At 48.0% G+C, this 24,014-nt stretch carries 22 protein-coding genes and 1 tRNA gene; 14 read left to right on the top strand and 9 right to left on the bottom strand.

Annotated elements, in window-relative coordinates; all coding sequences use genetic code 11:
- Positions 1 to 142: 142 nt before the first annotated feature.
- From AC4PME_RS09585 to clpX, 4 genes are all read left to right on the top strand, one after another.
- Positions 143 to 219, top strand: a tRNA-Pro gene (locus AC4PME_RS09585).
- Positions 220 to 495: 276 nt separating this feature from the next.
- Positions 496 to 1,800, top strand: coding sequence for a trigger factor (gene tig, locus AC4PME_RS09580; protein WP_303573062.1), 1,305 nt, complete (start codon positions 496 to 498; stop codon positions 1,798 to 1,800).
- A gap of 98 nt (positions 1,801 to 1,898) precedes the next feature.
- Positions 1,899 to 2,525 carry an ATP-dependent Clp endopeptidase proteolytic subunit ClpP gene (gene clpP, locus AC4PME_RS09575; protein WP_119501986.1) on the top strand — a complete coding sequence of 209 codons (627 nt, stop codon included), beginning with the start codon at positions 1,899 to 1,901 and terminating at the stop codon, positions 2,523 to 2,525.
- A gap of 74 nt (positions 2,526 to 2,599) precedes the next feature.
- Positions 2,600 to 3,874 carry an ATP-dependent protease ATP-binding subunit ClpX gene (gene clpX, locus AC4PME_RS09570; RefSeq protein ID WP_303573064.1) on the top strand — a complete coding sequence of 425 codons (1,275 nt, stop codon included), beginning with the start codon at positions 2,600 to 2,602 and terminating at the stop codon, positions 3,872 to 3,874.
- Positions 3,875 to 3,973: 99 nt separating this feature from the next.
- Here clpX and AC4PME_RS09565 read toward each other — a convergent pair whose 3' ends face one another.
- The gene (locus tag AC4PME_RS09565) at positions 3,974 to 4,489 is read right to left on the bottom strand and encodes a prepilin-type N-terminal cleavage/methylation domain-containing protein (protein WP_491046131.1); all 516 of its coding nucleotides are present in this window, start codon (positions 4,487 to 4,489) and stop codon (positions 3,974 to 3,976) included.
- Positions 4,490 to 4,791: 302 nt separating this feature from the next.
- Between AC4PME_RS09565 and lon the strand changes: the two genes are divergently transcribed.
- The 4 genes from lon to AC4PME_RS09545 all read left to right on the top strand — a co-directional run bounded on the left by lon (position 4,792) and on the right by AC4PME_RS09545 (position 10,928).
- The gene (gene lon, locus AC4PME_RS09560; RefSeq protein WP_491046132.1) at positions 4,792 to 7,146 is read left to right on the top strand and encodes an endopeptidase La; all 2,355 of its coding nucleotides are present in this window, start codon (positions 4,792 to 4,794) and stop codon (positions 7,144 to 7,146) included.
- Between the two features lie 313 nt (positions 7,147 to 7,459).
- Complete coding sequence (gene hupB, locus AC4PME_RS09555) at positions 7,460 to 7,732, top strand: nucleoid-associated protein HU-beta (RefSeq protein ID WP_119501982.1); 273 nt, start codon at positions 7,460 to 7,462, stop codon at positions 7,730 to 7,732.
- 235 nt (positions 7,733 to 7,967) lie between these two features.
- The gene (gene ppiD, locus AC4PME_RS09550) at positions 7,968 to 9,860 is read left to right on the top strand and encodes a peptidylprolyl isomerase (RefSeq protein WP_491529573.1); all 1,893 of its coding nucleotides are present in this window, start codon (positions 7,968 to 7,970) and stop codon (positions 9,858 to 9,860) included.
- Positions 9,861 to 9,941: 81 nt separating this feature from the next.
- A complete protein-coding gene (locus tag AC4PME_RS09545) occupies positions 9,942 to 10,928 on the top strand; it encodes a glycosyltransferase family 4 protein (protein ID WP_491046134.1) in 987 nt (328 codons plus the stop codon).
- Positions 10,929 to 11,002: 74 nt separating this feature from the next.
- On the opposite strand, the gene AC4PME_RS09540 is transcribed toward AC4PME_RS09545, so the two are convergent.
- On the bottom strand, positions 11,003 to 11,179 hold the full coding sequence (locus AC4PME_RS09540; protein ID WP_181013630.1) for a hypothetical protein: 177 nt from the start codon (positions 11,177 to 11,179) through the stop codon (positions 11,003 to 11,005).
- Positions 11,180 to 11,398: 219 nt separating this feature from the next.
- Here AC4PME_RS09540 and AC4PME_RS09535 point away from each other — a divergent pair, with 219 nt between their 5' ends.
- The 4 genes from AC4PME_RS09535 (at position 11,399) to AC4PME_RS09520 (ending at position 14,893) form a co-directional block, all read left to right on the top strand.
- Entirely contained in the window at positions 11,399 to 11,713 is a 315-nt protein-coding gene (locus AC4PME_RS09535; RefSeq protein ID WP_491046135.1) for a hypothetical protein, read from the top strand.
- Between the two features lie 119 nt (positions 11,714 to 11,832).
- Entirely contained in the window at positions 11,833 to 12,306 is a 474-nt protein-coding gene (locus AC4PME_RS09530) for a MarR family winged helix-turn-helix transcriptional regulator (protein ID WP_491046136.1), read from the top strand.
- A gap of 13 nt (positions 12,307 to 12,319) precedes the next feature.
- Positions 12,320 to 13,372, top strand: coding sequence for an HlyD family secretion protein (locus AC4PME_RS09525; protein WP_491046137.1), 1,053 nt, complete (start codon positions 12,320 to 12,322; stop codon positions 13,370 to 13,372).
- Positions 13,373 to 14,893 (top strand): DHA2 family efflux MFS transporter permease subunit, encoded by a 1,521-nt coding sequence (locus tag AC4PME_RS09520; protein WP_491046138.1) that lies wholly within the window; start codon positions 13,373 to 13,375, stop codon positions 14,891 to 14,893.
- A gap of 65 nt (positions 14,894 to 14,958) precedes the next feature.
- Here AC4PME_RS09520 and AC4PME_RS09515 read toward each other — a convergent pair whose 3' ends face one another.
- The 5 genes from AC4PME_RS09515 to AC4PME_RS09495 form a co-directional block, all read right to left on the bottom strand.
- Positions 14,959 to 16,167: a M56 family metallopeptidase gene (locus AC4PME_RS09515; RefSeq protein ID WP_491046139.1), complete on the bottom strand. Its 1,209-nt coding sequence runs from the start codon at positions 16,165 to 16,167 to the stop codon at positions 14,959 to 14,961.
- A complete protein-coding gene (locus AC4PME_RS09510; RefSeq protein ID WP_491046140.1) occupies positions 16,160 to 16,555 on the bottom strand; it encodes a BlaI/MecI/CopY family transcriptional regulator in 396 nt (131 codons plus the stop codon). The genes AC4PME_RS09515 and AC4PME_RS09510 overlap by 8 nt, the downstream gene beginning before the upstream one ends.
- Before the next feature lie 204 nt (positions 16,556 to 16,759).
- Positions 16,760 to 18,478: a bifunctional ornithine lipid synthase OlsF gene (gene olsF / locus AC4PME_RS09505; protein ID WP_491046141.1), complete on the bottom strand. Its 1,719-nt coding sequence runs from the start codon at positions 18,476 to 18,478 to the stop codon at positions 16,760 to 16,762.
- A gap of 126 nt (positions 18,479 to 18,604) precedes the next feature.
- Complete coding sequence (locus tag AC4PME_RS09500) at positions 18,605 to 19,405, bottom strand: UDP-2,3-diacylglucosamine diphosphatase (protein WP_119501973.1); 801 nt, start codon at positions 19,403 to 19,405, stop codon at positions 18,605 to 18,607.
- Between the two features lie 168 nt (positions 19,406 to 19,573).
- On the bottom strand, positions 19,574 to 19,765 hold the full coding sequence (locus tag AC4PME_RS09495) for a hypothetical protein (protein ID WP_303573075.1): 192 nt from the start codon (positions 19,763 to 19,765) through the stop codon (positions 19,574 to 19,576).
- A gap of 482 nt (positions 19,766 to 20,247) precedes the next feature.
- Between AC4PME_RS09495 and AC4PME_RS09490 the strand changes: the two genes are divergently transcribed.
- On the top strand, positions 20,248 to 20,616 hold the full coding sequence (locus tag AC4PME_RS09490; protein WP_491046142.1) for a CPBP family glutamic-type intramembrane protease: 369 nt from the start codon (positions 20,248 to 20,250) through the stop codon (positions 20,614 to 20,616).
- A gap of 106 nt (positions 20,617 to 20,722) precedes the next feature.
- Here the strand turns inward: AC4PME_RS09490 and AC4PME_RS09485 are convergent, their stop codons facing one another.
- Together AC4PME_RS09485 and rpsT are read right to left on the bottom strand one after the other, a co-directional pair.
- Positions 20,723 to 21,565: an alpha/beta hydrolase gene (locus AC4PME_RS09485; RefSeq protein WP_491046143.1), complete on the bottom strand. Its 843-nt coding sequence runs from the start codon at positions 21,563 to 21,565 to the stop codon at positions 20,723 to 20,725.
- A 233-nt stretch (positions 21,566 to 21,798) separates the two neighbouring features.
- Entirely contained in the window at positions 21,799 to 22,059 is a 261-nt protein-coding gene (gene rpsT, locus AC4PME_RS09480; RefSeq protein ID WP_119501969.1) for a 30S ribosomal protein S20, read from the bottom strand.
- 308 nt (positions 22,060 to 22,367) lie between these two features.
- Here rpsT and murJ point away from each other — a divergent pair, with 308 nt between their 5' ends.
- Positions 22,368 to 23,927 (top strand): murein biosynthesis integral membrane protein MurJ, encoded by a 1,560-nt coding sequence (gene murJ / locus AC4PME_RS09475; protein ID WP_119503430.1) that lies wholly within the window; start codon positions 22,368 to 22,370, stop codon positions 23,925 to 23,927.
- Positions 23,928 to 24,014 lie beyond the last annotated feature (87 nt).

Here is a 24,014-nt window from a genome sequence, read left to right as displayed (position 1 = left end):
CCGGATTGTGATTCCGGTTGTCGTGGGTTCAAGTCCCATCGTCCACCCCACTTTTCCCTCAGGGAATGTGAGTGCAGCATATCTTTAGCCGGTTAAGCCGGTGTCTTTTGAAGCATTTCTCACGTCTTCGAAATACTCAGTTCGGTGAGTGGCGCAGTTTGGTAGCGCACTTGGTTTGGGTCCAAGGGGTCGCAGGTTCAAATCCTGTCTCACCGACCATTATTTATTCCCAATAATTTCCTGAATTGTCATCACCTGATGATAAATGTCCCGTTATCTCCGGTTTTTCCTGTTATTTGTTGCTAATCCCTCTCGACTCTGTAAAAACCTGCTTGTATACTACCGCGTCTTTTTTTAACCAATGTGTTTAAACAATGGTTTAACACTGTTGAATAACACTCCCTCTAAACCCGGTGTAACGCGCCGATATATGGCAAGGACGGGAAGGGGATTCAAACAAAGCGTCACTTTAAGACGCACAGTTGAGGTAACATAATGCAAGTTTCAGTCGAGACGACCCAGGGTTTAGAACGCCGTCTTACTATTACCGTTCCAGCAGATTCTGTTGATTCTGCGGTTAAAGCGCGTCTTCAACAATTATCAAAAACGCAACGCATCAACGGTTTCCGTCCTGGTAAAGTACCAGTAAGCGTAATCCAGAAACGTTTTGGCGCTGCTGTGCGTCAGGAAGTTGCTGGTGACGTAATGCAACAGAACTTCTATCAGGCAATCGTTCAGGAAAAAATTAACCCTGCCGGCATGCCTTCTTTTGAACTGGTTAAAGATGAAAATGGCCAGGATTTAGAGTTCGTTGCGGCATTTGAAGTGTATCCTGAAGTTGAAGTTCAGGGCGTTGCAGACATCGAAATTGAGAAGCCAGTGGTTGAAATTTCCGACGCTGACCTCGATAACATGATGGAGACACTGCAAAAGCAACACGCTACGTGGAAAGAAGTTAAGCGTAAAGCGAAGAAAGACGACCGTGTAGTTATCGATTTTGTTGGTAAAATCGACGGTGAAGAATTTGAAGGCGGTAAAGCAGAAGACTTTACCCTTGAGCTTGGCCAGGGTCGCATGATCCCGGGCTTCGAAGAGCCGCTGGTAGGTGCTAAGAAAGACGAGGAAGTGACTGTAGAAGTGACTTTCCCTGAAGACTACCATGCAGAGAACCTGAAAGGTAAAGCTGCAGTATTTGACGTTACCGTTAAGAAAGTAGAAGGTAAGCAATTACCGGACGTTGACGACGAATTTGCTAAGCTGTTCGGTGTTGAAGAAGGTGGCGTAGATGCGCTGAAAGCGGAAGTGCGTAAAAACATGGAACGCGAACTGACTCAAACGCTGAAAACAACCGTAAAAGAAGATGTTATTTCTAAGCTGATCGAAAAGAATGAATTCGATGTGCCAAAAGCACTGATCGATCAGGAAGTAAATGCACTGCGTGAACAGGCAAAACAACGTTTCAGCCAGCAAGCTGGTGGCCAGAACATGCCAGAACTGCCTGCAGAACTGTTCACTGACAATGCAACCCGTCGCGTACGCATCGGTTTACTGCTGGGTGAAATCATCAAGCAGAACGAACTGAAAGCAGACGACGAAAAAGTAATGCAATTAATTGAAACATCAGCGTCAGCTTATGAAGATCCACAGGAAGTTGTAGACTATTATAAAGCTAACGAAGAACTGATGAACCAGATGCGCAATGTTGCACTGGAAGAGCAGGCCATCGACTGGGTATTAGAAAATGCTAAAACTCAGGAAGTGACCAAAGCTTTTGACGAGGTTATGAACAAACAGGCGTAATTTATTACCCTCTGATTGACTTAACCTGTCAGCAACTGCTTAAATGCTCGGAACCTTCCGGGCATTTTTGTTTTTAACGCTAAGAAATCAAGGTAGATATGATAAACCCATTTGAACCACAAGATGCATTGGTGCCTATGGTCGTCGAGCAGACGTCTAAAGGTGAACGTTCCTACGACATTTATTCCCGTCTGCTAAAAGAAAATGTGATTTTCTTAGTGGGTCAGGTTGAAGACCACATGGCGAACCTCATCGTCGCGCAAATGCTTTTCCTTGAAGCTGAAAATCCGGAAAAAGATATTTATCTTTATATCAACTCTCCGGGTGGTTCTGTGACGGCAGGCATGGCAATTTACGACACCATGAATTTCATCAAGCCTGACGTAAGCACGGTTTGTATTGGTCAGGCGGCCAGCATGGGCGCTTTCCTGTTATCAGGCGGTACCAAAGGGAAACGTTTCTGTTTACCTAACTCACGGGTAATGATTCACCAGCCGCTGGGCGGATTCCAGGGACAGGCGTCGGATTTTGAAATTCACGCGAAAGAAATTCTTTCTATTAAAGAGAAAATGAATCGTCTGATGGCCGAACATACCGGCCAGGATTACGAAAAAGTTGCAAGGGATACAGACCGGGATAACTTCCTGAGTGCAGCAGAAGCCAGGGATTATGGCCTGATTGATCAGATTTTAACAAATCGATCTGACGCAGCCGCCACTAAGTAGTATAGTTATAGTAATCCTGAACTCGTGTACCCGCACGATTTTCGTTTGTTCAGGAAAGGCAGAGGCAAAGAGTAATGAGTGACAAGCAGAACGGTGACGGTGATAATAAGCTTTTGTACTGTTCCTTTTGTGGCAAAAGCCAACATGAAGTCAGAAAGCTGATTGCGGGACCGTCCGTTTTTATTTGCGATGAGTGTGTTGAATTATGCAACGACATTATTCGTGAAGAGATTAAGGAAATTGCACCAAAGCAAAAGCAGGATGCACTTCCTAAACCACAAGAAATTCATGCACACCTTGATGACTATGTCATTGGTCAGGAACACGCAAAGAAAGTGCTGTCGGTAGCGGTGTATAACCACTACAAGCGCCTGCGAAATGGTGATGTGCACGAGGGTGTTGAGCTGGGTAAGAGTAATATCCTGCTGATTGGTCCTACTGGTAGTGGTAAAACGCTACTGGCTGAAACCCTGGCCCGTTTACTGGATGTGCCGTTTACCATGGCCGATGCCACCACCCTGACCGAAGCCGGTTACGTGGGTGAGGACGTTGAAAACATCATTCAGAAGCTGTTGCAGAAGTGCGATTACGATGTAGAGAAAGCCCAGCGCGGTATTGTCTACATCGATGAAATCGATAAGATTTCCCGTAAGTCTGATAACCCTTCTATTACACGTGATGTGTCAGGTGAAGGTGTTCAGCAGGCGCTGCTGAAACTGATTGAAGGCACGGTTGCATCCGTTCCGCCTCAAGGTGGGCGTAAGCATCCTCAGCAGGAATTCCTGCAGGTAGACACGTCTAAAATCCTGTTTATCTGTGGTGGTGCGTTTGCCGGTCTGGATAAAGTGATTGAGCAGCGTGCAAATAAAGATACCGGAATCGGTTTCGGTGCGTCGGTGAAGTCTAAAGAAAGCAAGCAGGAACTCAGCGATCTGTTCAAGCGGGTAGAGCCGGAAGATTTAGTGAAGTACGGATTAATTCCGGAGTTCATTGGTCGTCTGCCGGTAGTGACCAGCCTGGAAGAATTGAACGAAGAAGCGTTGATCCAGATCCTTCGTGAGCCGAAGAACGCCATTACCAAACAGTACGGTGCGCTCTTTGCCATGGAAGAAACTGAACTGGAGTTCCGTGATGATGCATTGCACGCCATCGCAAGAAAGGCGATGCAACGTAAAACCGGTGCCCGTGGCCTGCGTTCTATCGTTGAAGCAGTGTTGCTCGATACCATGTACGATTTGCCTTCAATGGAAAACGTATGCAAAGTGGTTATCGACGAGTCTGTGATTAAAGGCGAATCTAAACCTATTCTGATGTACAAAAACGAAGAGAAGAAAGCGGTCTCTGAGTGATTGTCATGTAAGATAAAGAAAAAGGTCCTTCGGGACCTTTTTTGTTATCTGGCACCGGGGCATCCGGTTAGCCGCAATTACCGTGAAAGGGCAGTGCTGTTACAAGGTGTCATCGATGGTGACTTCACCGGTCAGTGAACTGTAATAGACGGAAAACGCCGGTTGTGCCTGCAAAATAAAGGTGCAGGTACCGTCTGCATAGGTGGCCTGGTAGTCCGCCGAGGTATCTTCTGCAACCGTGGGGCTGCCGCTGGCAAGCAAGGCATTCCATAACGATGTGCAATCCCAGGCGTTGTCCGTTACCGGGCTGGCTTCATATGGCGTATAGCTCTGTGCAGGCCAGCCATACTGATTAAAATCAATGACGTTTTGTCCGTTGCCGAACACATCCAGATTATCCACCGGCCCTGTGTGGCCGCCGGCCCGCCACTTTAAATGTGCCAGATTAATGGCAGAAGCAAAGGCCGCTCCCACACCCTGAACACTGGCGGCCTGAGCGTCATCCTGAAGATCGATGAAACGGGGCGCTGCGGTGACTGCCAGTACGCCGAGAATAACAATAACAATAACCAGCTCAATGAGCGTGAATCCGGAATTTGAAGGAGATGATGTCATAACAAGTTTCACTGCAATCTTGATATCTTTGAAGAATAAGATTTTAACTGTATTTTTTCCAATTTCTTGAGCATAACAGGTTTATTTTATTGGGAATAGTTATCATTTGTAATAAGCAATAACCTGCCTTCGTCGTATATTTGTACAGTCGTTTGACTTTGCTCTGCTCTCCGACACAAAAAGGTTGCACCATCATTAAAAATCGATAATGGTAAAAGTAACAAGGTTTAACACAGGATTGATTGAACTTTGCCTGTGCATCCCCATATCAATTCACATTATGAACAATACAGAGAACACGTATGACAGTTGAGCGTGAAGATCGCATTGAGATCCCCGTACTTGCCTTACGGGACGTAGTCGTTTATCCCCATATGGTCATACCGCTATTTGTTGGCAGGGAAAAGTCCATCCGTTGTCTTGAAGCAGCGATGGAAAATGATAAACAAATCTTTTTAGTTGCACAGAAAGACGCCAGTGTTGATGAGCCTGAATCTGATGACATTTTTCAGGTTGGCACATTAGCCACTATTTTACAGTTATTAAAACTGCCTGACGGCACAGTGAAAGTACTGGTCGAAGGTAATGTTCGTGGTGAAATTCATCAGTACGAGCAGGCTGAGCCATTCTTCGTGGCGCAAGTAAGCCGTGTTGAAGATGAGTTACTGTCTGACAATGAGCAGGAAGTACTTATCCGCTCTGCGGTATCCCAGTTCGAGGGATACGTCAAACTGAATAAGAAGATCCCGCCGGAAGTGTTAACCTCGCTTAACGGCATTGATGACGCTGCCCGTCTCGCCGATACCATGGCTGCTCACATGCCGCTTAAACTGGCTGAGAAGCAGAAGGTACTGGAAATGAAAGGCGTGAACGAGCGTCTTGAGTACCTGATGGCGCTGATGGAAGGCGAAATTGATTTGCTGCAGGTCGAAAAGAAAATTCGTACCCGCGTGAAAAAGCAGATGGAAAAAAGCCAGCGCGAGTATTATCTGAATGAACAGATGAAAGCCATTCAGAAAGAACTGGGTGAACTGGATGATGCACCGGACGAGTTTGAGGCGCTGAGCAAAAAGATTGAAGAAGCGAAGATGCCTAAAGATGCCGAAGATAAGGCACGGACTGAGTTGCAGAAACTGAAAATGATGTCTCCCATGTCGGCAGAAGCCACCGTGGTGCGCAGTTATATTGAATGGCTGACCAATGTTCCCTGGCATAAGCGCAGTGCAGTGAAGAAAGATTTGTCACTGGCTGAGAAAGTACTGGATGCAGATCACTATGGTCTGGAGAAAGTAAAAGAGCGCATTGTTGAATATCTGGCGGTACAGAAACGGGTTAAAAAGCTGAAAGGTCCAATCCTTTGCTTAGTCGGTCCTCCGGGCGTGGGTAAAACCTCGTTGGGTCAGTCTATTGCCAAAGCCACCGGACGTAAGTACGTGCGTATGGCATTAGGCGGGGTGCGGGATGAAGCAGAAATTCGTGGTCACCGTCGTACTTACATCGGTTCATTACCGGGCAAACTGATTCAGAAAATGGCCAAAGTAGGGGTGAAGAACCCGCTCTACCTGCTTGATGAAATCGACAAAATGTCTTCTGACATGCGTGGTGACCCGTCATCGGCGCTGCTCGAGGTATTAGACCCTGAACAAAACAGCAGCTTCAGCGATCATTACCTGGAAGTCGACTACGACCTGTCTGATGTGATGTTTGTGGCGACCTCAAACAGCATGAATATTCCCGGGCCACTGCTCGACCGGATGGAAGTGATTCGTCTGTCGGGTTACACCGAAGATGAGAAGCTGAACATTGCGACACGTCATCTTATTTCCAAACAGATGGAACGTAACGGCCTTAAAGCCAAAGAGCTGGATATCACAGAATCCGCCATCATCGGCATGATTCGCTACTATACCCGCGAAGCGGGTGTACGAAGCCTGGAAAGAGAAATTTCTAAAGTATGCCGTAAAGCAGTAAAAGATATTCTGCTAAGTAAGAGCAAAGACAAAGTCGTTGTGACCCAGGATAACCTGAAAGACTATCTGGGCGTGCAGCGTTTTGATTATGGTAAAGCGGATAAAGAAAACCAGATAGGGCAGGTGACCGGCCTTGCATGGACACAGGTAGGCGGAGACTTGCTGACCATCGAAACCACTGCGGTACCCGGCAAAGGTAAGATGACCACCACCGGTTCTCTGGGAGACGTGATGCAGGAGTCCATTCAGGCGGCGATGACTGTAGTAAGAAGCCGTGCTGAAAAACTACGCATCAACGAAGACTTCTATGAAAAGCGTGATATTCACGTGCACGTGCCCGAAGGTGCCACGCCAAAAGATGGTCCGAGCGCCGGTATTGCGATGTGTACTGCACTGGTGTCCACGCTCACAGGTAATCCGGTGAAATGTGATGTTGCCATGACCGGAGAAATTACCCTTCGCGGAGAAGTGCTGGCAATCGGCGGTTTAAAAGAGAAGCTGCTGGCTGCACACCGTGGCGGTATTAAAACTGTCGTCATTCCACACGAGAATGAGCGTGATTTGGAAGAAATTCCTGAAAACGTGAAAGCGGATTTGTCTATTCATCCGGTTAAATGGATTGATGAAGTTCTCGATATTGCTCTGCAGGAGCCTGTTGAGTCTTTTAAAGTTGTCGCTAATAAGTAACGGTAGAAATTGGCTGCATACCAGTAAATTCGCGGGATGTAGCCTTTTTTTGAACTGTTTGCTCAAAAAATACCCATTACAGCTCCAAATTAACCTTTTTTTTTAAATTTAGGGCTTTCAACTGTCAGAAGTTGTGTTACCTTTACTACGTACTCGCTTGAAGCCTTGTCTCTAAAGGGATTGCAGCGATTCATTAAACGTTAATTAATTGTAACACTTAGCTTGATTGTCGAAATCAAGCTTGTTATAACGTTCTGAAGACAATCACTGTTTTCGGACAAGAGTATAATAACAATCGAAGGGGATCATAATTGTGAACAAGTCTCAACTCATCGACCAAATCGCTGCTGGTGCAGATATCTCTAAAGCTGCTGCAGGCCGTGCATTAGATGCATTCACTGATGCAGTTACCGCAGCGCTTAAAGAAGGTGATCAGGTTGCACTGGTAGGTTTCGGTACGTTTGCGGTTCGCGAACGCTCAGCGCGTAGTGGCCGTAACCCACAAACTGGTGAGACTATTCAAATCGCAGCTGCTAAAGTTCCTTCTTTCAAAGCTGGTAAAGCTCTGAAAGACGCTTGTAACTAAGCAGAAAAAGATTCGATAAAAGGCGATGGTCAGTACCATCGCCTTTTTTATTTCTCCTGCCCGCATTTTCCGCTGTCACCCAACCCTATCTATTGGAATTCAACGGATTTCCTTCAAATTGACTGACGGGATTATCGCCTTTGGCACGGGGAATCGATATAATCTGCCATATTTTTCCGGTGAGTGTTAAACAAAGCCGGAGCGAAGCAGTAAGCAACGGAGTTGAAAGTAAGTCATGTTAGAGAGAATCCGAGAAGGTTCGCAAGGCCCGTGGGCAATGATTATCATTGGTCTGGTCGTGCTGAGCTTTGTTTTTGCCGGTGTAGGAAGTTACCTGAACAGTTCCGGTGAAACTGTCGCCGCCACTGTAAATGGCGAAGAAATTGGTCTGAATGAGTTAGAGCGTGCTTATCAGTCACAGCGTAGCCGTATGGAATCACAATACGGTGAGAGCGTATCAGCGCTGTTTGCTGATGAAGGTTATATGCAGCAATTCCGTCGCGGTGTACTGGACAGCCTGATTGACGAAAAGCTGGTTGAGCAGAAAGCCCGCGAATTAGGTTTACGTGTGGGTGATGATCAAATCCGTGACACCATTCGCAGCATGCCTGAATTCCAGCTTGGCGGACAGTTTAACAACGACCGTTACCTGGCTCTGTTACGTCAGAACGGTTACCAGCCGTCAGATTTCCGCGACTTCCTGCGTACCCAGTTAACCCGTGAACAGCTGACGCGTGCGCTTGGCGTGTCTGACTTCGCACTGCCCGGTGAAGCCCGCCGTGTATTTGACTTACAGGCTCAGACCCGCGATGCCCGCTATGTCGTTGTGGATGCAGCGCCTTTTGCTGACGAAGTTGAAATTTCTGATGCTGACATTCAGGGTTATTACGATGCCAACATCACTTCGTTTGATACTGAAGAAAAAGTCAGCGTGGCCTATGTCAAATTGTCAGTCGATGATTTAAAAGGCGACGTGACAGTGTCTGACGATGATGTGTCTGCGTGGTATGAAGAAAATAAAGACCAGTACCGTGATGAAGAACAACGTCGCGTCTCGCATATTTTGATTGAAACCGGCGATGATGAAGCGGCTGCAAAAGCGAAAGCAGAAGCATTGCTGGCAGAAATTAAAGGCGGTGCAGACTTCGCAACCGTGGCAGAAGAAAATTCTGAAGACAGTTTCTCTGCTGAAAATGGTGGTGATCTTGATTACATCACGCCCGGCATGATGGACGACGCTTTCGACTCAGCGGTGTTCTCACTTAAGAATGTGGGTGATGTGACAGATGTTGTGAAAACAGAGTTTGGCTTCCATATCATCAAACTGACTGATCTGAAGCCTGAAACCATTAATCCTTTCAATGATGTTGCCGGTGAAATCCGTGACAACCTCATCACTGAAAAAGCCACTGATCGTTTCTATGAACTTCAGTCCCGTATGGCAGAAGTCGCCTTCGAAGTTCCGGACACTCTGGATGAAGTGGCAGCCATTGCCAATGCATCAATTGAGACTACCCCGCTGTTTACCCGCAACAACGTACCAGCCGAAATTGATAACCCGCAGGTTGTCAGCGATGTATTTTCGCCGGAACTGATCGAAGAGCAGGTGAACAGTGATCTTATCGAACTGGATGCCAGCACCGTGATGGTAGTCCGTGTTAACGAACATGAGGCACAACGCACCAAGTCACTTGATGAAGTAAAAGAGTCTATCACTGCGTCTCTGCGCAGCGAGAAGGCGCAGCAGGCTGCGCAGGACTGGGCGGAAGCTCAGCTGGCTCAGCTTGAAAGTGGTAATGATATTGCTGATTCGCTGTCAGCCCGTTCACTGGACTGGGAAACCGTTGAAAACGTGAATCGTGGTGATCAGCAATTACCACGTAATCTGCTTGATACCCTGTTCACTCTGGCGCCGGCTGAAGGCAAGTCCCGCCGTGTAGCCCTGTTAGGCAGCGGCGACGTAGCACTGATTGAACTGACTGCAGTACATGCGCCTGAAGCGGCGGATGATGCAACAGTTTCTGCCATCCGTCAGCGTCTGGCGCAGGCGAACAGCCAGTCTACCTATGCAGCTTTTGTAAAAGCGCTGCGTGATGAGGCTGATGTTACCCTTGGTACGGCCCGTTAAACGACATTTGCTGAATCACAGAAGGTGCGCTTTGCGCACCTTTTTTTTGCCACCGGCAGAACCGGTATTTAAGGACTTTTAATGCGTATTCTTCACGCCTATGCAACGCGACTTCCGTTACCGGCTAAAAAGTACGGCGGTACGGAAAGGGTTATCTGGTCACTGGCTCAGGCTCAGATGAGACAAGGTCACGAGGTCAAATTCCTGGCCCGCAATGCCGGTGAACTGGCCTCACAGACATTGAAATATGACCGCGATAAGCCGGTCAGTGAGCAAATCACAGACTGGCCTGATGTGGTGCATTTTCACTGGCCTTACGAAGGTGAGCTGGATAAACCGTTCTTGTGCACCGAGCATGGTAACGCAGGGGAAGCCAGAACTTATCCGCAGAATACAGTTTTCCTTTCGGAGAAACATGCATCAAATCACCATGCCAGCTGTTACGTTTATAACGGACTGGACTGGCGGGATTATGGAGAGCCTCATACCGGTAAGCCGGATAATTATTTTCATTTTCTCGGCAAGGCCCGCTCTGCACTGAAAAACCTGGACGGTGCTGTCCGCATTGCCGGCAACGTCAATGAGAAGCTGGCTGTGCTGGGGGGAAACCGGTTTAACTTCGGCAGAAATCCGTATTTCGATTTTCATCTTCACACCCGTTTCAAGGGTATGGTGGGCGGAGAGGAAAAGCACAGATTAATCCGGCGCTCAAAAGGACTTATTTTTCCCGTGCGCTGGCATGAGCCTTTCGGGCTGGCGATCACAGAAAGTTTGTTCCTGGGAACACCGGTATTTTCTACACCCTACGGCTCATTGCCTGAACTTATCAACAATGCTGATGTAGGTTTTTTGTCGTCAAGTTACAAAGAGCTTGAGCAGGCTGTTGCTCAGGCAGACAGTTTTTCCCGGCAGGCCTGCCACGAATATGCCCGTGATGTGTTTAATGCTGAAGTGATGGAACAGCGTTATTACACGCTTTACGAAGAGGTGATTAACGGCCACGTGCTGAATAATGCAAAACCTCATGCCACGGGGAACGTATCAGAAATTCTCCCCATGACGGATTAACCTCCTCTGCCAGCCTGCGGAACAGAATTTTAATGTTCCGCTTATTCCCGCTTTTCCGGGATGCTACATCCTAATCAGACCCTGTGCGTTAAAAACATCATCAGGGTATAAAACGCCGCGATGACCGCAGACAGCACCAGAATATAAATAAATCCCTGTTTACCCTGGGCGAGTGTCCATTTGTTAGCTTTCAGATAGGCAAACCAGAGTAGGCTGAGTAGAAGAGGGATCAGTACAATTATCTTTATCACGGGTAATCTTTTCCTTGTGTGTTGCAAATATGATGCGGAAAAACGTCACTATTTTCCAGTCATTACTCTTATATATACATTAACTACTGATTTTATTAACAAATGTGTAATGGCCTGCCAATTGCTTACATCTCTTATAAGCAGAAGTACAAGTTCAGTAACCGGCTTAACGTCTGACCCGGTAATCAGACAGAAAATAAGTTGCAATGGAGGCAGTTAATGTTCAGTTTTAAAGCGTTGTGTGCGGGAGTCGTCGTTACCTTGATTGCAGGTCCTGTACTGGCCGCTGACAGAGCACAAAACATCACTCTGGATGATTACAGTTTTCCCGTTACTGAAATATCAGCGCTGACACCGGCTGAACCGGCTGCTGATGAGAATTTGCAACCCGGCATGATCCTCGGTTATGACGTCTACCGGACAGGTAAAGTTGTCGGCAGAGATCCGCTGACCGGTACCGTATCAATCGCCATTGCCGGTCAAACCGTACGTATCCGCCCGGATACCAGAGAAATTGTTGATATAGCCGGTTAATTTTATCTCCCCTGACATCCATCCTGCTTTTCCCGTTATTCATCCGTAACTCCGTGTCAATCTGTTGATGATTAGTAATTGAAGCATATAATAAGTATTGTTTACTAATTGAGGTTGGTATGGAAAATTCCACATCCCGTGACACCCCCTGTTATTACGATGACCGGCATGGCCCGGTAGAAGGCTTTTTACTGGCTGATATCACAAGGCGCATGCGCGGCGCTTTTCAGGACAGGTTAGATGGCAGTGATCTCACCCTTTCACAGGCGAGAGCATTGAAACTGATCGCCATGAATCCCGGTGTACAGCAAAAAGCACTTGCGCAGATGCTTGAAATCCAGCCGATGACTATTGCAAAGCTGCTGGACAATCTCGAGTTACGGGGGCTGGTCCGTAGGGATAAGGACCCGGCAGACCGCCGTGCTCACCTGATTAACCTGACTGCAGATGCAGAACCCGTGTTAAAAACCATCAAAGTGACAATTGAAGCATTGCGCGAGGAAATGCTGCAGGACCTCAGTGAGCAACAACGGGAGCAGTTCGTCGATGTGCTGACGCTCATTCGTGAACGTCTTATGTCAATGTCTTTCTGATACGGAGAATTAAATGTCAGAAGAATCCATCAAAGCTGCGCCGTCTTCACGCAGCAAGAGATTTTTATTTATGGTCGTAATCCCTGTACTGGCATGTCTTGCCGGCGGTGCGGCATGGTTACACGGCGGGCGACTGGTTGAAACGGATAATGCTTATGTTAAAGCCGATCTAATTCAAATCAGTCCTCAGGTCAGCGGCAATATTATTCACGTCAATGTGCGTGAAAATCAGCAAGTTAAAAAAGGCGATATTCTTTTTGAAATTGATGCTGAACCTTATCAGGTAGCTATGGAGAAGGCCGCTGCGAATATGGCTCAGGTCAGAACAAAACTGTCTGCCCTGAAAGCCTCATACGTTGAGAAGCAAACGGAACTGAAACTGGCAGAAAGTAAGCTGGCCTATGCGCAAAAAGAGGAAGTTCGTCAGGATAACCTGTTGAAAAAGCGCTATGTGTCGGATGCAGATTTTGACGCAGCCCATCAAAATGTGGCCATTGCCAAACTTAATGTACTGGCGGTAAAAGATGATCTTAAACAAATCGCAGAGTCTCTCGGAGGCAGCGAGACACTGCCAGCAGAGCAACACCCTGATTATCTGGCGGCAAAAGCGACGCTGGCGGAAGCACTGCTTGATTACAAACATACACAGATACTGGCACCGCAGGACGGGGTAGTGCGTATACCGCCTAAAACCGGACAGTATTTTGCTGCCGGCAGTCAGGCTTTGTCGATGGTCATGAACCGGCAAATGTGGATTGAGGCAAATTATACTGAAACCGATCTGACCTGGGTGAAGCCCGGTCAGCATGTGACCATCAACGTCGATACGTATCCGGATCACCAGTGGCACGGAGTGGTAGAGAGTTTGAGTCCGGCAACCAGCGCGGAATTTTCAGTGCTGCCCGCACAAAACGGGACCGGGAACTGGGTGAAGATCGCCCAGCGTTTGCCTGTGCGCATCCGGCTTGATGATGAGCCTGATTTGCCGTTATTGCGAGCAGGGCTCAGTGTGATTACGGAAATCGACACGCAGCATCAGCGTTCAGTATTAGGGCTGACGCTGTAAATGTCTGCACAGCCGGATACGTCATCATCATCTGCTAACCGCGTCATGATCACCTTATCGGTGATGCTGGCGACTATCATGCAGGCATTGGATACGACTATCGCTAATGTGGCCTTACCCCATATGCAGGGAAGTATGAGTGCCACGCAGGATCAGATAAGCTGGGTGTTGACCAGCTACATTGTTGCTGCAGCGATTTTCATCCCGCTTACCGGCTTGCTCAGTGCCAGATTTGGCCGCCGCCGCTTGTTCATGTGGTCAGTCGTCGGATTTACTGTGGCATCCATGCTTTGCGGCGCAGCGCAGAACTTAAATCAGATAGTGATCTTCCGGTTGCTGCAGGGGATCTTCGGCGCCAGCCTGGTGCCGTTATCCCAGTCTGTACTGCTGGATATCTGGCCGAAAGAAAAACACGGACAGGCGATGGCCATGTGGGGCGTGGGCGTTATGCTCGGTCCTATTCTCGGGCCTACCCTTGGCGGATTACTGACAGAATATTACGACTGGCGATGGGTGTTTTACATTAACCTGCCATTCGGCATTCTCGCATGGTTTGGCCTCATGCGATTTGTCCCGGAAACTGAACTGGATCCTGACCGACGTTTTGATCTCACTGGTTTTGCCATGCTGGCGCTGGCCATCGGCGCATTGCAAATGATGCTGGACAGAGGAGAGTCTCAGGACTGGTTTGCCAGCAGAGAAATCGTTATCGAAGCGGCGCTGGCAGCGCTGGGTATGTATCTCTTTATTGTGCATATATTCACTCACCGCAAACCTTTTATCGAACCGGCCATGTTCCGCGACAGAAACTTCTCGGTGGGGCTACTGTTTATCTTTATCGTCGGTATTATTTTGCTGGCTACCATGGCGCTGTTGCCACCGTTTATGCAAAACCTCATGGGCTACCCGGTGGTGGACGTAGGCTACCTGCTTGCTCCGAGAGGAATAGGCACCATGATTTCAATGATTCTGGTGGGGCGCCTGTCAGGTAAAGTCGATGTGCGGCTGATGATATTTACCGGACTCATGCTGATGAGTTACTCATTGTGGGCGATGACACTGTTTACTGCGGATGTCAGTGCCCATGAAATTATCCGTACCGGTGTTATTCAGGGGCTGGGCCTGGGATTTGTTTTTGTTCCCCTCTCAACCGCCAGTTTCGCCACTCTGGCAGCCTCGTATCGTAATGAAGGAACAGCATTGTTCAGTTTGTTACGTAATATTGGCAGCAGCATCGGCATCTCTGTGGTGATGACCTATCTGGCTCAGTCTGCACAGCGGAATCATGCCGTATTTGCAGAATTTATGTCGCTGGATAGTGCCGGCTTTAAGGAAAGTGTGGCTCACGGAATTTATGCGACGTCGGGTACAGGGTTGAGCAGCCTCAATACACTGGTAACTACTCAGGCAACCACGCTGGCATATCTGCAGGATTTTCGTCTGATGATGTGGATCACTCTGGCATCGGTTCCGCTTTTGTTGCTTATGCGGCCTGCAACTGCACCGGCCAAAGCAGCATAACCAGTCAATATAACAAAGCCGGGGCAACGGTTTGCCCCGGCTTCGGTCATTCCATTCGTAAAACATTACCGCGTTACGCTGATTTTCTCCATTTCATCTGCGTTTGATGCGCGGGTGTTATCAAGACGAAAATCCAGTTGAACCAGTATACCTGTCTGGCGCATGGCTTTACCTCCCTGAACCCGGGGCTTATATTCCCACTGAGACAGGGCAGCTCTGGCACTCTCGTCAAAAACGCCATCAGGAAAGGCATCCACAATTTCAATATTCTCTGTAGTGCCGGTGGCAGAAATATCAAATTTCAAAATTACCGAGCCTTCCTGATTGCTTGCGGCGGCTTCAGCGGGGTAAACAGGGTCAATTCGCATAACTGGCTGCGCAAGATTAACCTGTTCTGCTTTCACCGGCGTTCCGGCGAGCTTCGCCAGCGCAGTGTTTGCTGTAAAAATACTGATAGCAAGGCAGGTGGCCAGAGTAATTGTTTTATTGCCCGTAGTGGTTTTTTGCATCTGTGTAAGGCGTGTAAGCATGGTTTTCTTTTCTCCGTAAGCGGGGTACAAGGTGTTATTGCCGGTAGTATGCTCAGCACACTGCACAAGTGCTTTTGCATAATGAATTTTGTCTGCCTGAGATTTGTGGCTCAGCACTGCTGCGTCGCATGAAACTTCCTGGCAGGTGCGGAAAGCTGACAGCGCTGCCCAGACCAGAGGGTTGAACCAGAACAGGCTCAGTAATATCAGCGCTAAAGCATTCCACAGGTGGTCGCCCCGGCGCAGATGGGTTTGTTCGTGCTCGATGATCATTGATTGCTGTCTTTCCGTGAACGCGCTGTGGAAAAACGCAGGCATGATCATCTGCGGACGGAGTATCCCGAACAGCAGTGGCGTTGAAACGGCGGGACTGACCAGATAGTGTCTTGAATGCAGACTTGCTGTATGGTGTTTGTTTGCGATGTGCCTGGCCAGAGCCACGTAGCGAAAAACAACACTGGCAGCAATCAGGAATGCGCCGGCAGCCCATATGAACAGAAAGGTGTTGCCAGCAGGGCTGGCGATTAAAGAGCCGGTTCCGGTGACATAGCGGCTTACCGGACCAGCCGGTAAGCTCACTGCTGAAGCAGGCAGGTTATGGGCAATGAGCACCACGGGTACCAGCAGCCAGAGCTGATACGCCCGGCCGGCGCCTAAAGCAGGAATAAGAAAGCGCACGGTTAACATCAGAAAAATAAGCGCAACAGACAGTACAACCTGCTGTTGCAGCAACCAGTCAGTCATTGTTCTTCTCCCACTTTTCAATCAATGCTTTCAGATCATCCACATCCTGCCTGGAAAGACTGTTCTGGTTGGCAAAGCCGGCAACCATAGGCGCAATCTTGCCTTTGAACATCCGGCTGACAAAATTGGCCGTTTCTTTTTTGGTGTAATCTTCACGGGCGATGAGCGGTGTGTACAAATATTGCCGCTGCAATTTCTCAAAGCTGATAACCTGCTTTTTCACCAGCCGGCTAAGCAAGGTTTTGATGGTTTTCTCATGCCATGCTTTACGGGAATTTAAACGCGCAATAATGTCTGCTGATGTCGCCGGGTAGCCATCCCATAATGCATCCAGCACGTCAAATTCAGCGTTTGAAATATCGGGCTTCTGGTTTTTATCTTCTGACATTATTATGCCTCTTATGGATTACGCTTGTAGTCTTAATTTAAGATTACACATGTAATCAATATGTGCAAGTTTATTTTTTAATCAGCGCTTAATTAAACGGAAAAACACCAGTGACATGCATCAATGCAGAAGGGGAGTGGATAATGAAAAGCCCTGATGAACAAGGCTTTTACAGGCAGGGCATGGTTTTATTGTATTACCTTGTCAGGCTGATTTCGCCAGTGAAGCATCCTCAAGATAGCGCTTACGCTTTTTGTCAGTGAGGCTGTCGGTATCGACGACGACAAGCCCGTCTATACAGTCGTTAAAGTCCGGATCCACGTTGAAATCAAGAAACGCAACGCCGCCGGCTTTAGTGATCTCAGAATATTGCTTATACAACGTCGGTACATTGACACCCATATTTGCCAGCAAGTGTTTCAGTTGGGTAAATTCGGCTTTGTAGTCTTCACCCGGGAAGATGTCCTGCACCTCCGGTGATACCTGATAGGGTAGCCTTGATGAAGCACTACCGAATTTTGCCGGAAAGTGGGTACGGTAAAACTGCACCAGCAAATCTTTGGCAGGTTGCGGATAAGCGTTGCTTATTGATACTGCTCCGAACAGAAACCGGTATTTCGGATAACGGCTCAGAAATGCTCCGATACCAATCCATAAATAATCCAGACTCCGTTTACCCCAGTACTGTGGCTGCACAAAACTCCGGCCCAGTTCCAGACCTTCTTTGAACAGAGCGTCGTTGTCATTGCCATAATTGAACAGGGTAGCTGAATACAGGCCGGTGGGATGGCCTTCTTCGGTCAATACGGATGCGTCGCCGAAGCGGTAGGCGCCGGCAATCTCAAGATCGTTTTCATCCCATAAGACAAGGTGGTAGTAGTGGGAGTCATACTGATCAATATCACGGCGGCGGTTAGTACCTTCCCCCACCGCGCGAAAAGCGATTTCTCTCAGCCGGCCAATCTCCCGCATGATGGGCGAATAGCCCTGATGCTGATACAGGTAAATATGTTTGCCGTCAGCGGTATGACCCAGGTGCTCACATTGTTTGATTGCACGGGTCAGTTCTTTGCGGTCTTCCGGCGTGGCGATGGGAGCCTGAGTGGACAGTACGCCCTTGCGGTTACCACCGATGCGGTAGAGATGACGTTTGAAAAGTTTAACCTGCTCTTTCAGAGGCAGGGTGAGCTGGCTGTAAGCTTCGTATGGCACTACCTCGCCAATGCGCATGGGTAAGTGCTTTTTGCGCTGCTTAAACATCTCTTTGACCAGCAATACAGTTGCCAGAGGCTTGTAAATCATAGACACGCCGTAAAACAGCGGCGAATTTTTTGCGTCGATGTAGACTGGTAATACCGGTGATTTTGTTTGTCTGGCGATACGAAGGAAGCCTGTATGCCAGCGGGTATCACGTACCCCTTGCGGACGGAGTCTGGAAACCTCTCCGGCCGGAAAAATCAGTACAGCCCCGTCACCGTGTAAATGCTTATGAATGGCTTCAAGGTGCTGTTTAGGTGTGCCGCCCTGCATGTTATTAACCGGCAGCAGCATGTTGTGCAAAGGTTCAACGGCCATCAGCATCTGATTGGCGACTACTTTTAAGTCGTGGCGTACTTCACTGACCAGTTTAATTAATGCAAGACCGTCGAGGGTACCAATCGGGTGATTGGCGATAATGACAACTTTGCCTTCAGTGGGAATACGTTCTTTTTCCACATCGCGGGTAGAGTAGCTGATATTAAAGTACTCAAGCACCTGTTCAACAAAGTCTATATCCACGTAATGCGGATAGGTTTCACTGAACTCGGTCATTTCCCGCTCATGCAGCAGGTGGCGCAGTACAAAAGACAGCGATTTGAATAGCCAGGGTTTATCCGCAACCTGCGGATAATGCCGGGTCAGTACATCATCAACAGTAAACATATTTTATCCCATTGTTTTGAGCGAACGATATCAACTGAGTGTGACGCTTTTTACACAGTTTCATGGCATTTCCGTGACAGAGTACTTCACCTGCTGGCAGCGTTGCCGGTCAGTTATTATTTTTAATTAAGCCGCTTTCGTTGCTTTTGAGCGTGGCTTGAACTCGGTAACAGAAGCCTGTGCCTGCATATGATCAATCCAGCTGATAAGCCCCAGATTTCCCTGTAAATCTTCGCCAAGGGCAGAGCAGTTCTCTATCCAGTCGCCATCATTGATGTAATGGATACCATTCTCCATGGTGCTTTCCGGGTGGTGGATGTGGCCGCAAATCACACCATCAAGCCCCATCTTTTTCGCCCTGCCGCAGCAGGCTTCCCGGTAACGGCTGATGGCTTCGTTAGCCCCTTTTATATGCTTTTTGATATAGCCTGCCAGAGACCAGTAGTGGTTGTTGCGCCACTGACGGAAGCGGTTAAACCAGCGGTTGAGGAACAGAAGCAGGTCGTAGCCTTTGTCACCAATCCAGGCGTGGAATTTTCCCAGGGTCACATCAGCATCGAACTGATCGCCATGAAGGATAAGGTACTTTTTGCCCTGCAGGGTGGTATGGACATATTCTCTGCGGATCTCAATTTCGCCAAAATCCATTCCGGAGTAAGACTGCAACGGCTCGTCATGATTACCGGGCAGATACACCACTTTGGTCCCTTCACGGCTCATTTTCATAAATGTATGAAGCACCTGGTTGTGCGCCTCAGGCCAGCGAAATTGCCGCGACATCTCCCACATATCAACGATATCGCCAACCAGATAAAGGGTGTCGACGGTGACATTGTTAAGAAAGTCGAGAAGGTATTCAGCTTTGCAATCTTTATTGCCAAGGTGAATGTCAGATAACCACAGTGTGCGGTAGTGAGTGCGTTTCATAGCCGTTCCCAAAGCAGTAACTTTGGAAGGACATCTTAGGATGTTTAATTGACAGTCAGGTGACTGCAGGTTTACAGGTTAGTGAAGGTTGTCTGACAGTATCGTGACAACGGCCATATGCGGGGAGAAAGAACTGGCCGCATTCGCTGACGCAGCCAGTTTTGCGATTTATCCGGCCATACGGGGGGCAATATCTGCCAGCAGCACTTCTGCACTCTGATATCGTGTGTTGCCCACTTTGCAGTACCCACCGAATGCATAGAGCGCTTTCAGCTTCCGCTCTACCTGTGGTGTGAGTTCGTCTGCAGACAATTCGTGGGTCTCAATTCCTTTGTTATCATGTACCTGGATTTTCATCATTGTAATCTCACTTTTGATTGTACAAATGCGTTAACTGCACCTGGTTCTCAGCAGGAACTCCCGCCTGCGACACTCAGCATTAAGTTCTTAACACTAACAACCTTAGCAAAAATTTTACCAGCTCAGCTTACTGCTGTTATCACCAGCGAAAGTTCGCCAAAAAGTCGCCGAAATGCACGTGATCGTGCGGTAAGGTTCAGCACTGTATCTGACACTAACAGATGAAAGTGACGTTTGCGTTGCTACCAGGCAACACACTTTTGTGTAGTTTTTTCGCAGCGGTGGGAATTACCTCCCGTCAACTTTGCATTATTAACTGTACCTCAGCGCAGTGGCACGGGAAGGGCACAGAAGATAGGCTTTGAGCTGAAATATGTGCACCGCCCATATTGGCCCGGTAAAGACTTAATGTATTCACAAATCCAATTGCTGGCTGATCTTTTACTCAGCTATGTTTGGTGCGTTCTCTGGACTTTTTTATCGTGTACTTTGCATCTTTTGCGGGGATCCCTTTTCCCGCGGAAGGTGAAGAGGGCTTTCCGTCAGTAAGTTTGCAGGGGATCATCTTCATCGTTTTCGCAGGCCCCTTTTTAGAGAACTGTGTCCTTACAGGGCTTATTCATCAGTTGAGGAAGAAAATAACGACTGATGGCCCGGTTATTATTCTTTGTGGTTTCATTGCCGGCGGCCTGCACAGCATCGTGTATGTGGGGTGGGGAGTGACAACCTTTCTGAGCTTTGCCCTGATGACACGACTGTATCTCAGGTACCGTCAGCGGAAAGGCTTTGTTGCAGCGCTGCTATTACATATATTACTTAATGCATTATCAATTTTGCCCGTGTTATTTTAATTGTTTATGGATTAGTGGGGAGCGTCCTCAGGACTGTTCCGTACTTTCAGGATGAACGTTATAAGCGGATGATGAAAACAAACGATTCTCTCTGATATGATTGTCGTTATTCAGCAGGCAATAGTGCTCTGAGACCATGATACCAGGCCAGAAATGCAACTGTGCCATGGGTTTCATCCTCAAAGTATCTGTGTGATACAAGAGCAGGGTTACTACTTGCGGCCTTAAGTGCTGATGCAAATTGCTCCCCCCACTTTCTGTTTGTGAGCCCGATTTTGCCCAGGTGACTGTTATTGGCAAAAGCAAAGTAGATGCGGGGCGATGTATTCAGGACAGTCTCTTTTTTTAATTCATACTGCCGGTTCAGGTAATTGTCATCCCATAAAGCTGTGGGGTCGATAATAAGGTATCCGGAGAAAAGATCAGGCTGTTGCAGCAGAGTATCGGCAGCAAACAGTCCGCCGAATGATTCTCCTACCAGAATTCTCTCAGTTGAAACCCGGTATCTCCTTTCAATATAGGGAACAAGCTCTGTTTTAAGAAAATCCCTGAATTGTTTGGCACCACCGGATTGTTCAAAAGTATCCAGTTTCCTGTTCTCAAATGTCCATTCTGGCAGAACTGACGGAGTCAGGTCACGGCTTCTGTTGGTATTCGGGATCGCAACAATAACAGCCTGCCTCATCTGGTTTTCCAGCGTGGCGGTACTCAACCCTTCCACTACACCTGCAATGGCTCTTAAGCGGTGAATATCTCCGTCGGTTACATAAATAACAGGAAAAAGTGAGTCAGAGCCTTCGTAGTCGGGAGGCAGGTAAATATAGACGTTCCGGATTTCCTGTAAAATCGTTGAGTGAAGAGATATCTTATTGGCCGGACTGCTTTCATTAGAAGCTCCGGCTGTCTTCCAAAATACGAATAACACTAACAGCAAAGCTGATTTGTACATTCATCCTCCCTGAAATATACCAATTTATTTAGCAACAATATCATGGCTGCGGTGGTTAAGCCGGAAAAGCATTTGTATTTACGTATAAAACCCGCAGAGCAAACCTGTTGAAACTAATGAGGGAGGGGAAGACTGATACTCAGGGAAGGTAGTCAGTGATAAAACATAGCCGGGAAAAATTGCAGACATTAAAAAAGCGCCTTAAGGCGCTTTTTACTTCTCGTCAGATTGTCTTACAGCGCTTTAATTTGCGCAGACAGACGGCTCTTATGACGAGCAGCTTTGTTCTTGTGAATCAAACCTTTGGTTGCCATTCTGTCAAGTACCGGAGTAGCAGCGGCCAGTGCAGCTTGTGCACCTTCTTTATCACCTGCAGCGATAGCGGCAACTACTTTCTTGATGCTTGTACGAGTCATGGAGCGACGGCTGGCATTATGCTGACGACGCTTTTCGGCTTGAATTGCACGTTTCTTAGCAGACTTAATGTTAGCCAAGGTGTAACTCCCAAAATAAATACATGTCTAAAAAATAGGGTGCGGATTATGCTCATCCGGCGACCAAATGTCAAACTATTTTGCCCGACACCTCAGGAAAAATAGTTTTGAGATTGCGCAATAAAGGCATCCCCCGTGAGATGCGCGGATTATAGCAGGGCAAAATGGGGAATTCATCTGTCTGTCATGTTTTTTTCATCTTTAATTCAACACACTGTTACGGTACAGAATTTTTCTCTGCGGAGATTTCGTCAAACCCCCGCTTCCGCTATAGTGGCGGTCTGAATTTTTCAGTTAGCAGGGCGCGTGTGTCAGGAAAGTTATTGAAGTCGGGGATCATTGTCAGCGTGATGACATTTATCTCCCGCATACTTGGGTTGGTCAGGGATGTTGTTGTAGCGAAACTCATGGGAGATGGCGCGGCAGCTGACGTATTCTTCTTCGCAAACAAAATTCCCAACTTCCTGCGACGCCTGTTTGCTGAAGGGGCGTTTGCCCAGGCATTTATTCCTGTGCTGACCGAAGTGCACCATCAGGACGACAAGGCAGAACTGCGGGCTTTTATTGCGAGGGTCTCCGGTACGTTGGGTGCGATTGTTTTTGTGGTCGCCATATTGGGTGTTCTTGCTTCCCCGGTACTCACAGCCATTTTTGGTACAGGCTGGTTTATTGCCTGGTGGCAGGGAGAGGAAGCCGGTGAAAAATTTGAGCTCGCTTCTGTCATGCTTAAAATCACCTTTCCTTATCTTGCCTTTATCACATTAACCGGATTGGCCGGGGCGATTTTAAATACGTTAAACCGCTTTGCCGTGGCTGCCTTTACGCCGGTATTACTGAACATCTGTATCATATTATGCGCCTGGTTCGTGGCACCGGCTTTATCCCAGCCGGCTTTTGCGCTGGCATGGGGCGTCTTTATTGGCGGTATCGTTCAGCTTCTATTCCAACTGCCGTTTCTGTACCGGGCCGGATTACTGGTAAAGCCAAAATGGGGCTGGCATGATCCCGGTGTGGTGAAAGTACGCACATTAATGATCCCCGCACTGTTTGGTGTGTCGGTAGGGCAGATCAATCTGCTGTTCGACACTCTCATTGCCAGTTTTCTTGTTACCGGCTCAATCAGTTGGCTTTATTATTCAGACCGGTTGCTGGAGTTTCCACTCGGTTTGTTCGGTATTGCCATCGCAACGGTCATTCTGCCGACTTTGTCGCGCAATCATGTGGCGAACGACCCCAAAGCATTCAGTGGTAACATGGACTGGGGCGTACGGATGGTGTCTTTACTGGGTATTCCTGCTGCTGTGGGTCTGGCATTTATGGCTGAGCCGATTATGACAGTTATTTTCCAGCGTGGTGCCTTCACTGCTGAAACCGCCCGTATGGCATCCTATTCGCTGGTGGCCTATGCCTTCGGACTGGTCAGTTTTATGTGGGTAAAAGTGCTCGCGCCCGGGTTCTTTTCACGGCAGGATACCAAAACACCAGTAAAATTCGGGATCTGGTGCATGATTGCCAATATGGTGTTTAACCTGATTTTCGCTATTCCTTACGGCTATATTGGCCTCGCTATTGCGACCTCTTTGTCAGCCACACTGAATGCCGGTCTGCTTTACACAACACTGCATAAAAACGGTGTGTACAGGGCCAGCAGAGAAACGCTTTTTTTCCTTTTTAAGGTGGTGATTGCCAGCATTCTGATGGCGGGTGTCATTGTGTATTTTGATCAGGGGGACGCATTTTATGCGCTGGATTTAACTGCACAAATTTATCATGTGACTCTCACTATTGGCTCCGCTGTGGCTGTTTTCCTCTTCATTTTGCTTGTTTCAGGTGTCCGCAAACGACACTTTCGGGCATTTGGCGGATAAACTATGCGCAACGATTGGTATTACGGTGCGGGTCGTTTATAATCGCGAGCTTTGTCATTCAGTCTCAGGCTTACAGGAACCCGGCAG

Source organism: Alteromonas sp. (assembly GCF_984505615.1).
Note: the sequence above shows the minus strand (reverse complement) of the source record. Positions and strands in the feature narration are given on the sequence as shown.

Coding starts and splice junctions, on each gene's coding strand:
- tig (WP_303573062.1), top strand. CDS start 496: ATGCAAGTTTCAGTCGAGACGACCCAGGGTTTAGAACGCCGTCTTACT.
- clpP (WP_119501986.1), top strand. CDS start 1,899: ATGATAAACCCATTTGAACCACAAGATGCATTGGTGCCTATGGTCGTC.
- clpX (WP_303573064.1), top strand. CDS start 2,600: ATGAGTGACAAGCAGAACGGTGACGGTGATAATAAGCTTTTGTACTGT.
- AC4PME_RS09565 (WP_491046131.1), bottom strand. CDS start 4,489: ATGACATCATCTCCTTCAAATTCCGGATTCACGCTCATTGAGCTGGTT.
- lon (WP_491046132.1), top strand. CDS start 4,792: ATGACAGTTGAGCGTGAAGATCGCATTGAGATCCCCGTACTTGCCTTA.
- ppiD (WP_491529573.1), top strand. CDS start 7,968: ATGTTAGAGAGAATCCGAGAAGGTTCGCAAGGCCCGTGGGCAATGATT.
- AC4PME_RS09545 (WP_491046134.1), top strand. CDS start 9,942: ATGCGTATTCTTCACGCCTATGCAACGCGACTTCCGTTACCGGCTAAA.
- AC4PME_RS09535 (WP_491046135.1), top strand. CDS start 11,399: ATGTTCAGTTTTAAAGCGTTGTGTGCGGGAGTCGTCGTTACCTTGATT.
- AC4PME_RS09530 (WP_491046136.1), top strand. CDS start 11,833: ATGGAAAATTCCACATCCCGTGACACCCCCTGTTATTACGATGACCGG.
- AC4PME_RS09525 (WP_491046137.1), top strand. CDS start 12,320: ATGTCAGAAGAATCCATCAAAGCTGCGCCGTCTTCACGCAGCAAGAGA.
- AC4PME_RS09520 (WP_491046138.1), top strand. CDS start 13,373: ATGTCTGCACAGCCGGATACGTCATCATCATCTGCTAACCGCGTCATG.
- AC4PME_RS09515 (WP_491046139.1), bottom strand. CDS start 16,167: ATGACTGACTGGTTGCTGCAACAGCAGGTTGTACTGTCTGTTGCGCTT.
- AC4PME_RS09510 (WP_491046140.1), bottom strand. CDS start 16,555: ATGTCAGAAGATAAAAACCAGAAGCCCGATATTTCAAACGCTGAATTT.
- olsF (WP_491046141.1), bottom strand. CDS start 18,478: ATGTTTACTGTTGATGATGTACTGACCCGGCATTATCCGCAGGTTGCG.
- AC4PME_RS09500 (WP_119501973.1), bottom strand. CDS start 19,405: ATGAAACGCACTCACTACCGCACACTGTGGTTATCTGACATTCACCTT.
- AC4PME_RS09495 (WP_303573075.1), bottom strand. CDS start 19,765: ATGATGAAAATCCAGGTACATGATAACAAAGGAATTGAGACCCACGAA.
- AC4PME_RS09485 (WP_491046143.1), bottom strand. CDS start 21,565: ATGTACAAATCAGCTTTGCTGTTAGTGTTATTCGTATTTTGGAAGACA.